This is a genomic window from Agrobacterium sp. BT-220-3, assembly GCF_025910175.1.
GTDB classification, from domain to species: Bacteria; Pseudomonadota; Alphaproteobacteria; order Rhizobiales; family Rhizobiaceae; genus Agrobacterium; species Agrobacterium oryzihabitans.
Map to the genome: position 1 here is coordinate 115,560 of NZ_JAPAIX010000001.1, position 16,881 is coordinate 132,440.

At 60.0% G+C, this 16,881-nt stretch carries 14 protein-coding genes; 9 read left to right on the plus strand and 5 right to left on the minus strand.

Annotated elements, in window-relative coordinates:
* The first annotated feature begins 12 nt into the window (after window positions 1-12).
* Window positions 13-621 (plus strand): ATP-dependent Clp protease proteolytic subunit, encoded by a 609-nt coding sequence (locus tag OK142_RS00590; protein ID WP_035242465.1) that lies wholly within the window; start codon window positions 13-15, stop codon window positions 619-621.
* 10 nt (window positions 622-631) lie between these two features.
* On the opposite strand, the gene OK142_RS00595 is transcribed toward OK142_RS00590, so the two are convergent.
* Together OK142_RS00595 and parE are read right to left on the minus strand one after the other, a co-directional pair.
* Window positions 632-1,522 (minus strand): NAD-dependent epimerase/dehydratase family protein, encoded by an 891-nt coding sequence (locus OK142_RS00595; RefSeq protein ID WP_498680685.1) that lies wholly within the window; start codon window positions 1,520-1,522, stop codon window positions 632-634.
* 67 nt (window positions 1,523-1,589) lie between these two features.
* A complete protein-coding gene (parE, locus tag OK142_RS00600; protein ID WP_003495810.1) occupies window positions 1,590-3,710 on the minus strand; it encodes a DNA topoisomerase IV subunit B in 2,121 nt (706 codons plus the stop codon).
* 207 nt (window positions 3,711-3,917) lie between these two features.
* On the opposite strand from parE, the gene OK142_RS00605 reads away from it, so the two are divergent.
* The 4 genes from OK142_RS00605 to pyrG all read left to right on the plus strand — a co-directional run bounded on the left by OK142_RS00605 (window position 3,918) and on the right by pyrG (window position 8,144).
* Window positions 3,918-4,799 (plus strand): alpha/beta fold hydrolase, encoded by an 882-nt coding sequence (locus OK142_RS00605; RefSeq protein ID WP_498680686.1) that lies wholly within the window; start codon window positions 3,918-3,920, stop codon window positions 4,797-4,799.
* A 212-nt stretch (window positions 4,800-5,011) separates the two neighbouring features.
* Window positions 5,012-5,782: a triose-phosphate isomerase gene (tpiA, locus tag OK142_RS00610; RefSeq protein ID WP_498680687.1), complete on the plus strand. Its 771-nt coding sequence runs from the start codon at window positions 5,012-5,014 to the stop codon at window positions 5,780-5,782.
* A 115-nt stretch (window positions 5,783-5,897) separates the two neighbouring features.
* The gene (gene secG / locus OK142_RS00615) at window positions 5,898-6,356 is read left to right on the plus strand and encodes a preprotein translocase subunit SecG (RefSeq protein WP_035223455.1); all 459 of its coding nucleotides are present in this window, start codon (window positions 5,898-5,900) and stop codon (window positions 6,354-6,356) included.
* Between the two features lie 159 nt (window positions 6,357-6,515).
* Window positions 6,516-8,144 carry a CTP synthase gene (pyrG, locus tag OK142_RS00620; protein WP_035223457.1) on the plus strand — a complete coding sequence of 543 codons (1,629 nt, stop codon included), beginning with the start codon at window positions 6,516-6,518 and terminating at the stop codon, window positions 8,142-8,144.
* A gap of 199 nt (window positions 8,145-8,343) precedes the next feature.
* Here pyrG and OK142_RS00625 read toward each other — a convergent pair whose 3' ends face one another.
* Together OK142_RS00625 and fumC are read right to left on the minus strand one after the other, a co-directional pair.
* A complete protein-coding gene (locus OK142_RS00625) occupies window positions 8,344-8,553 on the minus strand; it encodes a hypothetical protein (RefSeq protein WP_498680688.1) in 210 nt (69 codons plus the stop codon).
* Between the two features lie 342 nt (window positions 8,554-8,895).
* Window positions 8,896-10,287 (minus strand): class II fumarate hydratase, encoded by a 1,392-nt coding sequence (gene fumC, locus OK142_RS00630; RefSeq protein WP_137037645.1) that lies wholly within the window; start codon window positions 10,285-10,287, stop codon window positions 8,896-8,898.
* 466 nt (window positions 10,288-10,753) lie between these two features.
* Between fumC and OK142_RS00635 the strand changes: the two genes are divergently transcribed.
* Complete coding sequence (locus tag OK142_RS00635; protein ID WP_498680689.1) at window positions 10,754-12,661, plus strand: L,D-transpeptidase family protein; 1,908 nt, start codon at window positions 10,754-10,756, stop codon at window positions 12,659-12,661.
* A 309-nt stretch (window positions 12,662-12,970) separates the two neighbouring features.
* On the opposite strand, the gene OK142_RS00640 is transcribed toward OK142_RS00635, so the two are convergent.
* Complete coding sequence (locus OK142_RS00640) at window positions 12,971-13,672, minus strand: phosphoglycolate phosphatase (protein WP_498680690.1); 702 nt, start codon at window positions 13,670-13,672, stop codon at window positions 12,971-12,973.
* A 190-nt stretch (window positions 13,673-13,862) separates the two neighbouring features.
* Between OK142_RS00640 and rpiA the strand changes: the two genes are divergently transcribed.
* The 3 genes from rpiA (at window position 13,863) to gor (ending at window position 16,676) form a co-directional block, all read left to right on the plus strand.
* Window positions 13,863-14,558 carry a ribose-5-phosphate isomerase RpiA gene (gene rpiA / locus OK142_RS00645; protein ID WP_003495827.1) on the plus strand — a complete coding sequence of 232 codons (696 nt, stop codon included), beginning with the start codon at window positions 13,863-13,865 and terminating at the stop codon, window positions 14,556-14,558.
* Between the two features lie 16 nt (window positions 14,559-14,574).
* A complete protein-coding gene (locus tag OK142_RS00650) occupies window positions 14,575-15,141 on the plus strand; it encodes a DUF2059 domain-containing protein (protein ID WP_003495829.1) in 567 nt (188 codons plus the stop codon).
* A gap of 146 nt (window positions 15,142-15,287) precedes the next feature.
* Window positions 15,288-16,676: a glutathione-disulfide reductase gene (gor, locus tag OK142_RS00655; protein WP_498680691.1), complete on the plus strand. Its 1,389-nt coding sequence runs from the start codon at window positions 15,288-15,290 to the stop codon at window positions 16,674-16,676.
* The last annotated feature ends 205 nt before the right edge of the window (window positions 16,677-16,881 follow it).

Consider the following 16,881-nt stretch of genomic DNA (forward strand, 5'->3'; position numbering starts at 1 on the left):
AGGAGTTCGCCGATGCGCGAAGCGATGCAACTCGTCCCTATGGTAGTCGAACAATCGTCACGGGGAGAAAGGTCTTTCGATATCTATTCCCGGCTTTTGCGGGAAAGGATCATTTTTCTCAACGGCGAGGTGAACGATACGGTTTCGGCGCTGGTCTGCGCACAATTGCTGTTTCTCGAGGCGGAAAACCCCAAGAAACCGATCCATCTCTATATCAATTCGCCGGGCGGTGTGGTGACCAGCGGTCTCGCCATGTATGACACCATGCATTATATCCGCGCACCCGTTCATACACTGTGCATGGGAACGGCCCGCTCCATGGGATCGTTTCTGCTGATGGCGGGTGAACCGGGCGAGCGGAGCGCCCTTCCCAATGCCAGCATCCACATTCATCAACCGCTGGGTGGTTTCCAGGGACAGGCGTCGGACATGCTGATCCATGCCGAGGAGATGCGGCTGACCAAGCACCGCATGACGCGGCTTTATTCCGAACATTGCAAACACAGCTATGAAAAATTCGAAACGGCCATGGACCGGGATTTTTTCATGACGGCGGAGCAAGCTCTGGAATGGGGCCTGATCGATCGCATTCTGGGCGTTCGTGAGGATGTCGCGGCATAGGGCCGGACGCCTATTCGGATTTCCTGCTGATATTGGCGCCCTCTGGCAGGACCTCCAGACTGCGCCGGTCCAATTGTGCAAGTACCTCGCCGAAACCGAAGCGGGATGTCCAGCCCAGACGCTCGGCGGCGCGAGCGGGTGAATAGATCCGGTCAATCGTTTCAGGCAGCGCCCATTCCCTTTGCGTGAAAGCGTCGGCGAGGGCCGGGGTCCGCTGCCGGAGAACGGAAGCGGCATCCCCGGCGAGGCTGTCGCAGTCATCGGCGGAAAACGGGGTGGTTGCCGATATGATATAGCGCTGGAAATCGTCTCCCGCATTGGTCAGCGCCAGTACATGGGCATCGGCGACATCGCGCATATCGACGCCGCGATGCAGCCGGTAAGCCGCCATCACGTCGGCGGGCTCCGGGAAACTTCTGGACATGCGAAGCACGCGCACGGCGAGATGCGGGCCCGCCATCGCCTCGAGCATCTGCTCCGCTTCGAGTTTAGTGCGATGATAGATGCTTTTCGGCCGGGGCGGCGTCTCTTCATCGATGAAGGTGCAGGACCCTGCAGAAACCGCGTGCCCGTAAAGCGCTGTGGTGCTGGTGAAGACCAGCCGCGGCACGCCCGCGACCATTGCCGCTTGCGCCACCATGCGGGTTCCCTCGACATTGATGCGCTGGAATTCCGTGTCCGGGACAATGCCGACATGCGGAGCGTGGAGCGCTGCCGTATGGATCACCGCATCCGCCTGTTTGAAAGTAGAGCGCAGGAGTGCCTCGTCCGCAAAATCGCCGACGATATGAGTGGTGGAAAAGGGGGAGCGATCCATGCCTATGACATCGTGCCTGCCGGCCAGCGCACTGAAAATCGCGCGGCCGACCCGACCGGAACTGCCCGTCAGCACAATCCGCATGATGTTGCCTCCACATCAACATAAAAGGCAGCGCCATGCGCTGCCTTTCAAAAGTTCATCCGGACGATCAGATATCCAGATTATCAGCGAAGGCCGCCCGTTCCTGAATGAAACGGAAGCGGGCATCGGCCTTGGTGCCCATCAGATTGTCGACGGCTTCGCGGGTGCCTTCGAAATCCACGTCGTCGATCTCGACGCGCAGCAGGGTGCGCTTTTCGGGATCCATGGTGGTTTCCTTCAGCTGCGCGGCCATCATCTCACCGAGGCCTTTGAAGCGGCCGATTTCAACCTTCTTGCCCTTGAAGACGGTTTCCATCAGCTCGGCGCGGTGGGCGTCGTCGCGCGCATAGGCGGATTTTGCGCCCTGGCGAATGACGTAAAGCGGCGGCACCGCCAGATAGAGGTGGTTGCCGCGAATGAGTTCCGGCATTTCCTGATAGAAGAAGGTGATGAGCAGTGAGGCGATGTGAGCGCCATCGACATCGGCATCGGTCATGATGATGATGCGCTCGTAACGCAGATCCTCTTCGCGGTACTTGGTGCGGGTGCCGCAGCCGAGCGCCTGGATGAGATCGGCGATCTGCTGGTTGGCGGAGAGCTTTTCGCGGCTGGCGCTGCCGACGTTGAGGATCTTGCCGCGCAGCGGCAGGATGGCCTGATTGGCGCGGTTACGCGCCTGCTTGGCCGAGCCGCCCGCCGAGTCACCCTCGACGATGAAAAGTTCCGCATTTTCCGCCGTGTTCTGGGCGCAGTCCGCCAGCTTGCCGGGCAGGCGCAGCTTGCGCACCGCCGTCTTGCGGTTGACTTCCTTTTCCTTGCGGCGGCGCAGGCGCTCTTCGGCGCGTTCGATCACCCAGTCGAGCAGCTTGGCCGCTTCGCCCGGATTGCCGGCAAGATAATGGTCGAAGGGATCGCGCAGTGCGTTTTCGACGATGCGCTGGGCTTCGACGGTGGCGAGCTTGTCCTTGGTCTGTCCGACAAATTCCGGCTCGCGGATGAAGACCGAGAGCATGCCGGCGGCCGAAATCATCACGTCGTCGGTGGTGATTTCCTTGGCGCGCTTGTTCTGCGTCAGCTCCGCATAATTCTTCAGGCCCTTGGTGAGCGCGATGCGGAAACCGGCCTCATGCGTGCCGCCTTCGGGCGTCGGGATGGTGTTGCAATAGGAATGGATCTGCGTATCGCCGCCATACCAGGTCACCGCCCATTCCAGCGCGCCGTGGCCGCCGGTCTTTTCGGTGCGGCCCGAGAAAATCTCGCGCGTGACGGTGAATTCCTTGCCGAGCGTGGCGGCCAGATAGTCCTTCAGACCGCCGGGAAAATGGAAAACGGCCTTTTCGGGGATTTCGCCGCCGGCCGGCACCATACCGGGATCGCAGCTCCAGCGGATTTCGACGCCGCCGAAGAGATAGGCCTTGGAGCGGGCCATGCGGAAAATGCGCGCCGGTTCGAACTTGGCGTGATCGCCGAAGATCTGCGGATCGGGATGGAAACGCACGCGGGTGCCGCGACGGTTGTGCACGTCACCAAGTTCCTCGAGGCCACCGATCGGCGCGCCGCGCGAAAAACGCTGGCGATAAAGCTTGCGGTTACGCGCCACTTCTACTTCCAGAAGATCGGACAGCGCATTGACCACGGAAACGCCGACGCCGTGCAGGCCGCCCGACGTCTCATAGGCCTTGCCGTCGAACTTGCCACCGGCATGCAGCTTGGTCATGATGACTTCGAGTGTCGACTTGCCCGGCACCTGCGGGTGGTTTTCCACCGGAATGCCGCGGCCATTGTCCGTGACGGTCAGGAAGCCTTCGGCGTCGAGATGGACCTCGATGAAATTGGCGTGGCCGGCGACGGCCTCGTCCATGGAGTTGTCGATGACTTCGGCAAAGAGGTGGTGCAGCGCCTTCTCGTCTGTGCCGCCGATATACATGCCGGGCCGCATGCGCACCGGCTCCAGCCCTTCAAGCACGCGGATCGACGAGGCGCCGTAATCGTCACCGGAGGGAGACACGGGTGCGGGTGGCGCAGGCGGTGTGGCGGCCGCAACGGCTGCGGGTTTCGGCTGCACGTTCGCGTTGGCGGGAACTGTCGACGGGGCCTTCACGGGTTTGACCGCGTCATCATTCGTTTCCGTTTCGCTGTTTCGTGCTGCCGGAAGACCGGAGAAGAGATCGTTGCTGTCGTCCATCATGTCCAAGTTCAAAATTCGTGTCGTCAGAATTTCGCCAAGCGAATCAGTATGCCAATAGGGGCGATTATAGCGCCAAACGTGTAAGGCGTGTGGCCGAACGCGGCGCACCTTATGCCACGATTGTGTCAGGGTTTCGCAACAGGAGGATTGCGCTGCCGGCCTTGCAATGGCAAGTCTCGCAGCCACGAATGAACGGTTAACCAAGGCATGTCCACAGCTCATTTCACGTTTTGTACTCTTTTCTGCCTGACTGTTGCGGCGATGCCGGGCGGTGCCTGGGCGGCGGACGGGCCGCTGCGCCCCTTCAAGGACGAGCTTTTTTCCAGTCAGACGGTGCTTTCCACCGGAGATGGCGGCGCGTCGGAGGTGATCGATTATCAGGAGATGCGCGACATCAACGGCCGCGACGAGGTGCCGGAACGCCGGGTGAAGCGGCAATATGTGGATATGGCGCCGAAGAGCGCGCAGGCGCTGGAAACCCTGACCGTCGAGGGCAGGGCGCTTGAGGTCGGTCGCGTCGGGCCATCTTCCGGGCAGGCCTTCACGGTGATCTTCATACACGGGCGCGGCGGCGACCGGCGGCTCGGCATGAACGACTATACGTTCGGCGGCAATTTCAACCGGCTGAAAAACCTCGCTGTTGCCAATGGCGGCACCTATTACGTGCCGAGCGTGCGGTCCTTCGATGAAAAGGGCGTTGCCGATGTCGCCGCGCTGATTGCCGATGCGGCCCGCAAATCGGGCGGCAGGCCGGTGGTGCTGACCTGCGCCTCCATGGGCAGTTTCATCTGCTACGGTATCAGCCGCGACAAGGCTGCTGTCGCCAATCTCAAGGGCATGGCGATCCTTGGCGGTGCGGTCGATCCCGATTTTCCGAAGAGCGCCTTTGCCAGGGCTAAAAAGCCGGTCTGGTTCACGCATGGCAGCGCCGACAAGGTCTATTCGGCCGATCAGCAGGCAATGATCTTTCGTGCCTTGCTGAAGGCAGGTGAGCCAGCACGCTTCACCCGTTTCGAAACAGGCAGCCACGGGACGCCGGTGCGCATGACCGACTGGCGGGCGGTTTTGAACTGGATTTTGAGCCGCTGAGGCTCCGATTTGGGTCAGCGCCGGCGAAATTGACGAAATTGACCGCCGTTTTGAACCTTCCGGCCGCTTTTTTGTACCATTTGTTGTCGGCTGCGTTTAAAGGAATATCCCGGGATTTCCGGCAGGCTTTCTGTCGCGATTATGGGGCCGTGACTGGCTGAGGGAAGGGGGCCGCCAATGGCGGCACTCGAGACAAAGGGAATGGGATACGCATGACGCCGAATGTTCGACCGCTTGTAGCCGGAAACTGGAAGATGAACGGCACCCGTGCCTCGCTCGATCAGATCAAGGCCATGGCAGAGGGCGTCAAGGGCGCGCTGTCCGAAAAGGTGGACGCGCTGATCTGCCCGCCATCCACGCTCCTTTATGTCGCGACCGCGCTCTGCGACGACAGCCCGCTGATGATCGGCGGTCAGGATTGCCACCAGAACGTTTCCGGCGCGCATACGGGTGATATTTCCGCAGAGATGATTGCCGATTGCTTCGGCACCCATGTGATCGTCGGCCATTCAGAGCGTCGCACCGACCATGCCGAGACGGATCATCTGGTGCGCGCCAAGGCCGTTGCCGCGCATCAGGCGGATCTCATCGCCATCGTCTGCATCGGCGAGACGGCGGATGAGCGCAAGGCGGGCCAGACACTCGATATCCTCAAGCGGCAGCTGGCCGGCTCCCTGCCGGACGAGGCAACCGCCGAAAACACCGTCATCGCCTATGAGCCGGTCTGGGCGATCGGTACGGGTCTTACCCCGACCACGCAGGACGTGCGCGAGGCCCATGCCTTCATGCGCGACGAACTCGTCAAGCGTTTCGGCGAAGAAGGCAAGACGATGCGCATTCTTTATGGCGGCTCGGTGAAGCCCGCCAATGCGCTGGAACTGATGGGCGTCGAGAATGTCGATGGCGCGCTGATCGGTGGCGCGAGCTTGAAAGCCTCCGACTTCCTTTCCATCTATGCGGCATATGAGCAACTGACGGCCTGAGACAAGCTTTCCTGTCACAGTGGCGGGAAAGGGGCTTGGAATAAACCTTCGCCTCATGTAAAGAGCCGCGAAACCTTCTTTGTAGTGCTCCGCGCGGGGCATGGAATGGATTGTCATGCAGACCGTTTTGATTGTTATTCACCTCATGATCGTGCTGGCGCTCGTCGGCGTGGTCCTGATCCAGCGTTCCGAAGGCGGCGGCCTCGGTATCGGCGGCGGTTCGGGCTTCATGTCCGCACGCGGAACGGCCAATGCGCTGACCCGCACGACGGGCATCCTCGCCGCGCTGTTCTTCCTGACGTCGCTCGGGCTTGGTCTTCTGACCCGCTACGAAGCGCGCCCGACCGATATTCTGAACCGTATTCCGGCAACGCAAGGCCAGGGCAACGGCATTCTCGACACGCTCGGCCCGGCGACGACGCCCGCAACACCGGCTCCGGCTGGAAATGGCGTTCCGACCAATAATGGCGCAGCAGCGCCCGCGCAGACGGCTCCGGCTCCTGCCGCGTCCGGCACTGCCGCCCCGGCACCGGCGCAGCCCGCCGATCCGAACGCAGTACCGACCGGTCAATAAGCCCGGTTTCGATTTAACGCTCCGGCAGGCCAAAAGCCTGCCGGTTTTCTTTTGTGTGCATTTCGCCGTATCCCATTGCCAATTCGTCAACAGCGAATTTGCAACAGCATGAAATTTGGGCTGGCGGAATCAGAGGTAAAAAGGTATCCGGTGAATCCCATGGCGCGATATGTATTCATCACAGGCGGCGTGGTCTCCTCTCTAGGTAAGGGCATCGCCGCGGCAGCACTCGGAGCTTTGTTGCAATCCCGTGGTTATCGGGTGCGGCTTCGTAAACTCGACCCCTATCTGAACGTCGATCCCGGCACCATGAGCCCGACACAGCACGGCGAAGTGTTCGTGACGGATGACGGTGCCGAGACGGACCTCGACCTTGGCCACTACGAGCGCTTCACGGGGCGTTCGGCCACCAAGACCGACAACATCACGACCGGCCGCATCTACAAGAACATCATCGACAAGGAACGCCGCGGCGACTATCTCGGCGCAACCGTTCAGGTGATCCCGCACGTTACCAACGAGATCAAGGACTTCGTCATCGAAGGCAATGACGATTACGACTTCGTCATCTGCGAGATCGGTGGCACGGTTGGTGACATCGAGGCGATGCCGTTCATGGAGGCGATCCGTCAGCTCGGCAACGACCTGCCGCGCGGCACGGCGATCTATCTTCACCTGACGCTGATGCCTTACATTCCGGCAGCTGGCGAATTGAAGACCAAGCCGACCCAGCATTCCGTGAAGGAACTGCAGGCGCTCGGCATTCATCCCGACATCCTGCTGGTGCGCGCCGACCGGGAAATCCCGGAAGCGGAACGCCGCAAGCTTTCGCTGTTCTGCAACGTGCGTCCTTCCGCCGTCATCCAGGCGCTGGATGTTGCAAACATCTATGACGTTCCGATCGCCTACCACAAGGAAGGTCTCGATTCGGAAGTGCTGGCCGCTTTCGGCATCGAGCCTGCGCCGAAGCCGCGTTTGGAACAGTGGGAAGAGGTCTGCAACCGTATCCGCACGCCGGAAGGCGAGGTAACGATTGCGATCGTCGGCAAATATACCGGCCTCAAGGACGCCTACAAGTCGCTGATCGAGGCGCTGCATCACGGTGGATTTGCCAACCGCGTCAAGGTGAAGCTCGAGTGGATTGAGTCGGAAGTCTTCGAAAAAGAAGATCCGACGCCCTATCTCGAAAAGGTCAACGGCATTCTAGTGCCTGGCGGCTTCGGCGAGCGCGGTTCCGAAGGCAAGATCATGGCGGCGCAGTTTGCGCGTGAGCGCAATGTGCCCTATTTCGGCATCTGCTTCGGCATGCAGATGGCGGTCGTGGAAGCGGCCCGTCACCTTGCCGGCATCGAAAATGCCTCTTCGACCGAATTCGGTCCGACGTCCGAGCCGGTCGTCGGCCTGATGACCGAATGGGTCAAGGGCAACGAGCTGGAGAAGCGTTCCTCCAAGGGCGATCTCGGTGGCACGATGCGTCTCGGCGCCTACAAGGCGGCGCTGAAGAAAGACACCAAGATCGCCGATATCTACGGCACCACTGACATTTCCGAGCGCCACCGTCACCGCTACGAGGTGAATGTGGACTATAAGGACCGGCTGGAAGAATGCGGTCTCGTCTTCTCCGGCATGTCTCCGGATGGTGTCCTGCCGGAAACGGTGGAATATCCTGACCACCCGTGGTTCATCGGCGTTCAGTACCACCCGGAACTGAAGAGCCGTCCGCTCGACCCGCATCCGCTTTTTGCGAGCTTTATCGAAGCTGCGGTGGAACAGAGCCGGCTGGTTTGACGGTTTGAATGAGATGAAGAGGGCCGCTTTTGCGGCCCTTTTTTATTGCGGAAATCGAATAGCTCTCTTCCGTCATGAAGAACTTGATCCGGCATCCAGCCACGGCGCGGTATAATGATCTTTGCGTAGTAAAGTTTGTCGCCATCAGCTTCAGGCGTTGACTGCTATGCGGAGGTTGACAGGTGTTGATCGCGTATTCTTATTCTGCTGCAAGCGACGTGTGGGTTGCCCAATATAATGAGACTTCGTGTCGCCCTTTTCCATAATCAAAATAATTCACCGGAATACCAGCCGCGCGCTTGGCATCCATCTCGGCCTTTCGTTCCGCGATGCATGCGTTATCGAGCATTGAGGCGACTTTTTGCGGATTTTTGTTTGAAACGAGATATGCTTTTGTGGTCCGCTCCAAGCACTTGCCCAATGCGCTCCCGGCCGAGATGACGCGGCGTATTTCTGGGGTATTGTAGGGCGAACGTGTATTACACGACGCTAGAGCCAGTACGAGGCTCAGGATAATTCCCGTATATCTCAATGTAATCCCCGCTCAGATTGAAGCTTAGTTGAGTATCAGCCCTACCATTGAGGCGCATGTTTAAACACCGCAATCGAAAATCATCACTTAAGAATCGCCCCATAATCCACCTCGCCAAAGTGGATATTGAATCAGCTTCGGCTTGCACCGTCACTTCTCATGCCCAAAGCAAAAACGGGCCCGAAGGCCCGTTCTGCATTCCACCAGAATCCAAACCGATTATTTCGGGCCGATCATGTTCTCCGGGCGCACATACTGGTCGAATTCCTCGTTGGTGAGGTATCCGCCGCCAACGGCCTCGTCGCGCAGGGTCGTGCCGTTCTTGTGCGCGGTCTTGGCGATCTTGGCGCAGATGTCGTAGCCGAGCTTGCTGTTCAGCGCAGTGACGAGCATCAGCGAGTTCTCTACGCCCTTCTTGATATTGTCTTCGCGGGCCTCGATGCCGACGACGCAATTGTCGGTGAAGGAGACGGCCGCATCGCCCAGAAGCTGGACCGACTGCAGGAAGTTGTAGGCCATCATCGGGTTATAGACGTTGAGCTCGAAGTGGCCCTGCGAACCGGCAAAGGAAAGCGCTGCGTTGTTGCCGAAGATGTGGGCGCAGACCTGCGTCAGTGCTTCCGACTGGGTGGGGTTGACCTTGCCCGGCATGATAGACGAGCCGGGCTCGTTTTCCGGCAGCGACAATTCGCCGAGACCGGCGCGTGGGCCGGAGCCGAGGAAGCGGATGTCGTTGGCGATCTTGAAGAGTGCAGCGGCTGCAGCGTTGATCGCGCCGTGCGAGAAGACCATGGAATCGTGCGAGGCGAGCGCCTCGAACTTGTTCGGCGCGGTCACGAAGGGCAGGCCGGTGATCTTGGAAATCTCGTCTGCGACCTTTTCAGCAAAGCCGATGGGGGCATTGAGGCCCGTACCAACAGCCGTGCCGCCCTGGGCGAGCTTGGAGAGCGCGGGCAGGGTGAGTTCGATATTGGCAATCGCCGAGGCGACCTGCGCGGCATAACCGGAGAATTCCTGGCCTAGCGTCAGCGGGGTCGCATCCTGCGTGTGGGTGCGGCCGATCTTGATGATCTTCTCGAACTGCTTGACCTTGGCTTCCAGCGCCTTGTGCAGGTGCTTGAGGCTCGGCAGCAGGTGGTGAACGATTTCTTCCACGCAGGCGATGTGCATCGCCGTCGGGTAGGTGTCGTTTGAGGACTGGCTCATATTGACGTGGTCATTGGGGTGAACGGGCTTCTTGGTGCCCATTTCGCCGCCGAGCATCTCGATGGCGCGGTTGGAAATCACCTCATTGGCATTCATGTTGGACTGTGTGCCGGAACCGGTCTGCCAGACGACGAGCGGGAAATGCTCGGTCAGCTTGCCGTCGATGACTTCCTGTGCGGCGGCGATAATGGCGTCGCCGACCTTGGGGTCGAGGCCTGCCAGCGCCATGTTGGCGCGGGCGGCTGCCTGCTTGACGATGCCCAGCGCACGAACGACAGAGGCGGGCTGCTTTTCCCAGCCGATCTTGAAGTTGCCGAGCGAGCGCTGCGCCTGCGCGCCCCAATAGCGATCGGCCTGAACTTCAATGGGTCCAAATGTATCGGTTTCCGTCCGTGTGGCTGTCATCAATCTTGCCTTTTTACTTGTTTTCCTCCGCCAAAACGGCGCCTTCGCCCGCCTTGCGCGGCCGATATATAGAATCATCGCGCCGGCAATGAAAGCGCTGCAATGCGGCAGAGGCAGATATTTCCGGTCGTACAAAAGCGATTATGGGGTGCGGATCGCCCAAGCGAGAAAAAGGCTGCTGCGTGTCATTTTTACTACGTCATGAAATGGCCGGAAAACCGGCGTTTCAGGGGCGGGCAGGGCGCGCGGCTGCCTCTGGCAAAGTTAATGAAATAAATAGAAATTTAACCATTCTCGCCAATTCTGGAAATTACGTTTTTACGGCTTTGGCTGTATCATAAGGTTCATTTCGGCATGGTTGTGGGCTTTGGGCGTTTTCTTTTCAACGGGCCGTCGATCGGCTAGACAAGCATGAAACTGATGCCCGCCGTTTGACTGGCGGTGCTGGGGTGCTACGAGGATAAAATTGCAAGTCACTTCTGGAAAATCATCGGCAGCGCTGGTGCTGGCTCTCGGTCTTTCCGTCTCCACCGCTCTTCCCGGCAGCGCCGGCGCGGTGACGCTGATGGACCTTCTGCGTGGCGGCCCGGGCAAGGTCGCGCGTGATCGCGGTGAGCTGCCGCCGGCCGGCATCGTTACATCGCCACCGGTTTCAGGACCGAGCGCCGATGCCTCCGATCCCGAGCCCCTTCCGCGCGTTTCCGGCCCGCGTTATTATGACTACAAGGCGGATGCCGCTCGTGCGGTGAACACGGCGAATTTCGGCGAGGGTCTTGCCAATCTGAAGTTCAGCGCCACGCCCGAAATCGCCAAGGCGCTCGAGGCCTATTACGGCGCGGGCGGCAAGACGCTGTGGGTTTCCGAAGGCGAGCTGACCGAGCGCGCCAACGCCGTCATCGCGTTTTTCGACACGGTCGGCGAAAGTGGCCTCGATCCGGCCGATTACAGCATTTCCGCCCCCGCGCGGGATGTGACCGCCAGCATCGGCAACGGTGCTCCCAGTGCGAATGTTTCCGGAACGACCGCCTCCGGCACGCCTGTGGAGACGGCTTCCGCCTCTACCTCCGACGCCTATCAGCGGGCGCAGATGCAGTTCGAGCTGGCGCTTTCTGCCAAGGTTCTGGCCTATGTGCAGGACACCACCCGTGGCCGCGTCGATCCGAACCGGCTGTCGGGCTACCATGATTTCAAGCGCAAGACGGTGAACCTCACACCGGTGCTGAAGCTTGCGGGCCTCAGCCCCGATGTCGGCGCCTATCTGCGCAGCCGCGAACCATCCAGCACTGAGTATCTTGCGCTGAAGGCGGAACTTGCGCGCCTGCGTGGCGAAGGCGATGCGGCGCATGTCGTCCGCGTTCCGGCCGATCTGGTGCTGAAGCCCGGCAATAGCAGCGCTGATATGGCCAATGTCGTCAAGGCCATCGAACATCGCGCTTCTCCGGCCTTCAAGGCGGAGCATGCGGCGATCATTTCCGGCTATCAGCAGACGCCGGACTACACGCCCGATCTCGTTGATCTCGTGAAGGCCTTCCAGAGCGCAAACGGCCTGAAGCCGGATGGCGTCATCGGCCGCGCCACCGTGCGCGCCATGGTCGGCGAAAGCAATGACGCGAAGATTGCCAAGGTACAGGTGGCGATGGAGCAGGTCCGCTGGTTGCCGGCCGATCTCGGCCAGCGCTACGTCTTCATCAACCAGCCCGCTTTCATGGCCTATTATCACAATGAGGGCAAAGAACAGTTCGGCATGAAGGTCGTGGTCGGCTCCAAGGCCAACCAGACCTATTTTTTCCAGGACGAGATCCAGACCGTCGAGTTCAACCCCTATTGGGGCGTGCCGCAGTCGATCATCATCAATGAGATGTTGCCGAAGCTGCGCCGCGACCCGTCCTATCTCGACCGGCTGGGTTATGAGGTTCAGGTGGGCGGCCGTGCGGTCTCTTCCACCAGCGTCAACTGGTATGGTTCGACCAATGCCGTGTCCGTTCGCCAGCCGCCGAGCAGCGACAACGCGCTGGGCGACCTGAAAATCCTGTTCCCCAATGCGCATGCCATCTACATGCACGATACGCCTGCCAAGAGCTTCTTCAACCGCGACATGCGGGCGCTGAGCCACGGCTGTATCCGCCTGGTCGAGCCGCGCCGCATGGCGGCTGCCGTTCTCGGCACCAGCGTCGAAAAGGTCGGCGAGCAGATCGCGTCTGGCAAGAACCGCGCCGTGCAGGTGCCGGAGAAGATTCCGGTCTACGTGGCCTACTTCACCGCCTGGCCGGACAAGGACGGCAAGGTGCAGTTCTTCGACGACGTCTATGATCGCGACAGCTACGTGCAGAAGGCGTTCGCCGTGACGACGAAGGCGCGGGCCGCGTCGATCTGATGAGAATAGCATCGAGAAAAAAAGCGCCGGAAACGGCGCTTTTTTGTTTGAAGGAAAGGCCCGCCCAATTTGTTTGGTGCTGGAGTCCGCCAGCTACATTTGGCGTTAACGGCAACCGTACTCCGTCACCCCGGACCTGATCCGGGTTCCAGCGCGATCAAGTCCTTGATCGCAAAAGAGTCTTTCACGGCGCAGACGCGCCGTGGCTGGATGCCGGATCAAGTCCGGCATGACGGAAGAGAGGTTGTTCAGCTCTCATTGACGTCGGAATCGCCGTTCTCTGGCGCTTTACTTGTCTGCTCCAGACTCTCAGGCGGCCGCTGCACCCTTCGCAACCAGTTCTTCGAACAGCGCCGGCGTCAATTCAGTGAAATCGTCGATCACCACATCCGGCTTCAGTTCAACCATCGGCACATCCGAATAACCGAAGGTCACGCCGATCGACGGGACGGCGGCGTTCTTTGCGGCGAGAATATCGTTGATGCTGTCGCCGACCATGATGGAGTGCTGGACATCGCCGCCAGCCTTTTCGATGGTACCGAGAATATGGCGGGCATCCGGCTTGCGGAATTCGAACGTATCGCCGCAGGTGATGGCGGCGAAATATTGGGTGAGGCCTAGCTTTTCGAGCAGCGGCAAAGCGAGAATTTCGGTCTTGTTGGTGCAGACGGCAAGCGTGATGCCTGAGGCCGACAGCGCATCCAGCACAGTGATGATGCCGGGATAGGGGCGGCTTTCGCCGGGCATTTCGGCGCGGTAATGGGTGATGAAGCGCTCATAGAGCGGTTCCAGCTCGGCTTCCGGCAATTCCACCTGACGGAGGGCGAAAGCTCGCCTGATCATCACGCGCGCGCCCTGGCCGACGAGATGGGTGAGGTCTTCATAGGTGACGGGGGCAAGGCCGGCGGCGGCAATGGTGTGATTGAGGCTCGAGACGAGATCGGCGGCGGTGTCGACAAGCGTGCCGTCGAGATCGAAAATGGCGAGTGGGGAGAGCGGGCGGGATGTCACGGAAACGGGCCTCTTGGGTATGCTTCTGGTGAAGATATCGGTGCTTTCATTGACGCCAAGCCTAGGCAAACGGCCTTGTCTTTGCAACCGCACCACAACGTTCTGTTCGTTGCTTTGAAAAAGGCTTTCGTTTGGCTTTCGACCCGTGTAAACAGCACGGCGACGACAAAGCTACCGGAGTTTCAGGCACATGGATGCCCGCCAGATGAAGATCAAGGCCGCCGAGGCCGCATTGTCCCATGTTCAAGACGGGATGCGGCTTGGTATCGGCACGGGTTCAACGGCTGAGGAATTCGTGCGGCTGCTGGCCGAAAAGGTTGCAGCCGGTCTGAAAGTTGAGGGCGTACCGACCTCCGAGCGCACCGCACGGCTCTGCGTGGAACTCGGCGTGCCGCTGAAATCCCTCGACGAGTTGCCGGAACTTGATCTGACCATTGACGGCGCCGATGAGGTGGACCATGCGCTGCGGCTTGTAAAGGGCGGCGGCGGCGCGCTTCTGCGCGAAAAGATCGTGGCGGCGGCATCTGCCCGCGTGATCGTGATTGCCGACCAGAGCAAAGTCGTGGAGACGCTCGGCGCCTTTCCGCTGCCCATCGAAATCAACCCGTTCGGCCAGGTGGCGACACGGATCGCCATCGAGAAGCTGGCGGCGCGGTCCGGCCTTTCGGGCACGCTGACGATGCGCTCGTCTGGCGACGGCGCCTTCATGACGGATGGCGGACACCTTATTCTCGACGCATCTTTTGGCCGTATTCCTGATGCAGAAGCGCTTGCACGCGAGCTGAACACTATCCCCGGTGTTGTCGAGCACGGACTTTTCATAAATTTGGCATCGCTTGCCATTATCGCGGGACCTGAAGGCGCCCGCGTGATGCAGGCAGTATAACAGGAGCGAGATTTTCATGATCAAACTAGCGGGACTGGGCAAAGCTGCCGCTGCTTCGATCCTTATTTCCGGCATCGTGTTCGGTACTGCCGCACGCGCTCAGGAAATTTCGGAAGCGCACATTGCTGCCGCACGGCAGGCGATCGCCTCTCTTGGCGTAACCGACCGTTTCGACGACATCCTGCCGGGTCTGGCGGAGCGTCTGAAGGCCGAACTCATTCAGGCATCGCCGAATGTGCAGGACGCCATCACCGAAACCGTCGATGCCAAGGCGCTCGAGCTTGCGCCGCGCCGCGCCGATCTGGAACGTGAGGCTGCGCTCACCTATGCGCGCGCCTTCACCGTTGAAGAGCTGAACGCCATCTCCACCTTCTACAGCAGCGAAGCCGGCAAGAAGCTTCTGAAGGACGGTCCGATCGCCACGCGCGAGCTGATGAAGGCCGCCGATATCTGGGCCGCCGGCATCAACCGCGACCTCAACGCCTCCAGCATGACTGAGCTGCAGAAGGTTGCCGGCGCCGATCTGAAGCCGCTTCCGGCCGATCAGAACGCCACGGGCGGCGCTCCGGCTCCCAAGCCCTGATTGAATGAACGGACAGTTCAGAAATATTCAAAGCCCGGCCGCAAGACCGGGCTTTTCATTTGTGCGTCGCAGCACCTATATGTGCCGTGAAGATACCACTGTCCGCCTCAAGGCTGATGGCGTGGTTTTGATCAGGGGTTTTGACTATGACAGCTTATGACTACGATCTTTTCGTCATCGGTGGCGGCTCCGGCGGCGTTCGCAGCGGCCGTGTGGCGGCTTCGCTCGGCAAGCGCGTGGGGATTGCTGAAGAATACCGCTATGGCGGCACATGCGTCATTCGCGGCTGCGTGCCGAAGAAGCTGTTCGTCTACGCCTCGCAATTCCCTGAGCATTTCGAGGATTCGGAAGGATTCGGCTGGAGCGTCGGTGAGCGCAGCTTTGACTGGAAGAAGCTGATCGCGGCGAAGGACAAGGAAATCACCCGTCTCGAAGGGCTCTACCGCAAGGGTCTGGAAAACGCCAAGGCCGATATTTTCGACAGCCGGGCGGAACTGGTCGATGCCCATACCGTGAAGCTCACCAAGACCGGCGAGACGTTCACGGCCGAGCGCATCGTGATTGCCGTCGGCGGCACGCCGAACGAGCACAAGGCGCTGCCGGGCCATGAGCTGACGATCTCGTCCAACGAGGCTTTCGATCTGGAAGAATTGCCGAAGTCGATCCTGATTGCCGGCGGCGGTTACATCGCGGTCGAATTTGCCAATATCTTCCACGGGCTTGGTGTTGAAACGACGCTGATCTATCGCGGCAAGGAAATCCTTTCGCGCTTCGATCAGGACATGCGCAAGGGCCTCCATGAAGCGATGGAAGCAAAGGGTATTCGCATCATTCTTGAAGACGTCATTCAGGAAGTCAGCAAGGATGGTACGGGCGGCTTTGTGGCGCGCACGAAGCAGGGCAACTCGCTGCATGTCGGCCTGGTGATGCTGGCGCTCGGCCGCGATCCCAATACCCATGGTCTTGGCCTTGAAAATGCCGGGGTAAAGGTGGATGCGCGGGGCGCTATCATCGTTGATGACTATTCGCGCACGAATGTCCCGAATATCTTCGCTCTGGGTGACGTCACCGACCGGGTACAGCTGACGCCGGTGGCGATCCACGAGGCCATGTGCTTCATCGAAACCGAATACAAGAACAACCCGACCAAGCCGGATCACGAGTTGATTGCGACGGCGGTGTTCTCGCAGCCGGAAATCGGCACGGTCGGACTTTCCGAAGAGGAAGCGGGCAAGAAATACCCGGAGCTGGAAGTCTATCGCGCGCAGTTCCGCCCGATGAAGGCAACGCTTTCCGGCCGTCAGGAAAAGATGATCATGAAGCTGATCGTCAATGCCAGCGACCGCAAGGTTGTGGGCGTGCATATTCTCGGCCACGAGGCGGGCGAGATGGCGCAGCTTCTCGGCATCACGCTGAAAGCCGGGTGCACCAAGGATGATTTCGACCGCACCATGGCGGTTCATCCCACAGCCGCCGAGGAGCTGGTGACGATGTATTCGCCGAGCTACCGCGTTGTGAACGGCGAGCGCGTGTAGCCCTGACGCAAGCGTGATATAATCGCGCGTCAAAATTGCCCGTCGCCCCCGAAACAGATGATTTTCGGGTGGGGGCGGGTTTGTTAAATCGTTTGAATTGACTTTTATGCGCTTGCGACGCTCAAAACGGGCGGATTGAGCGGTATGGCGCCGGGATCGGCTATGCAAAGGCGATGCATGGAGCTATAAGCCGCTCAATTTTTCG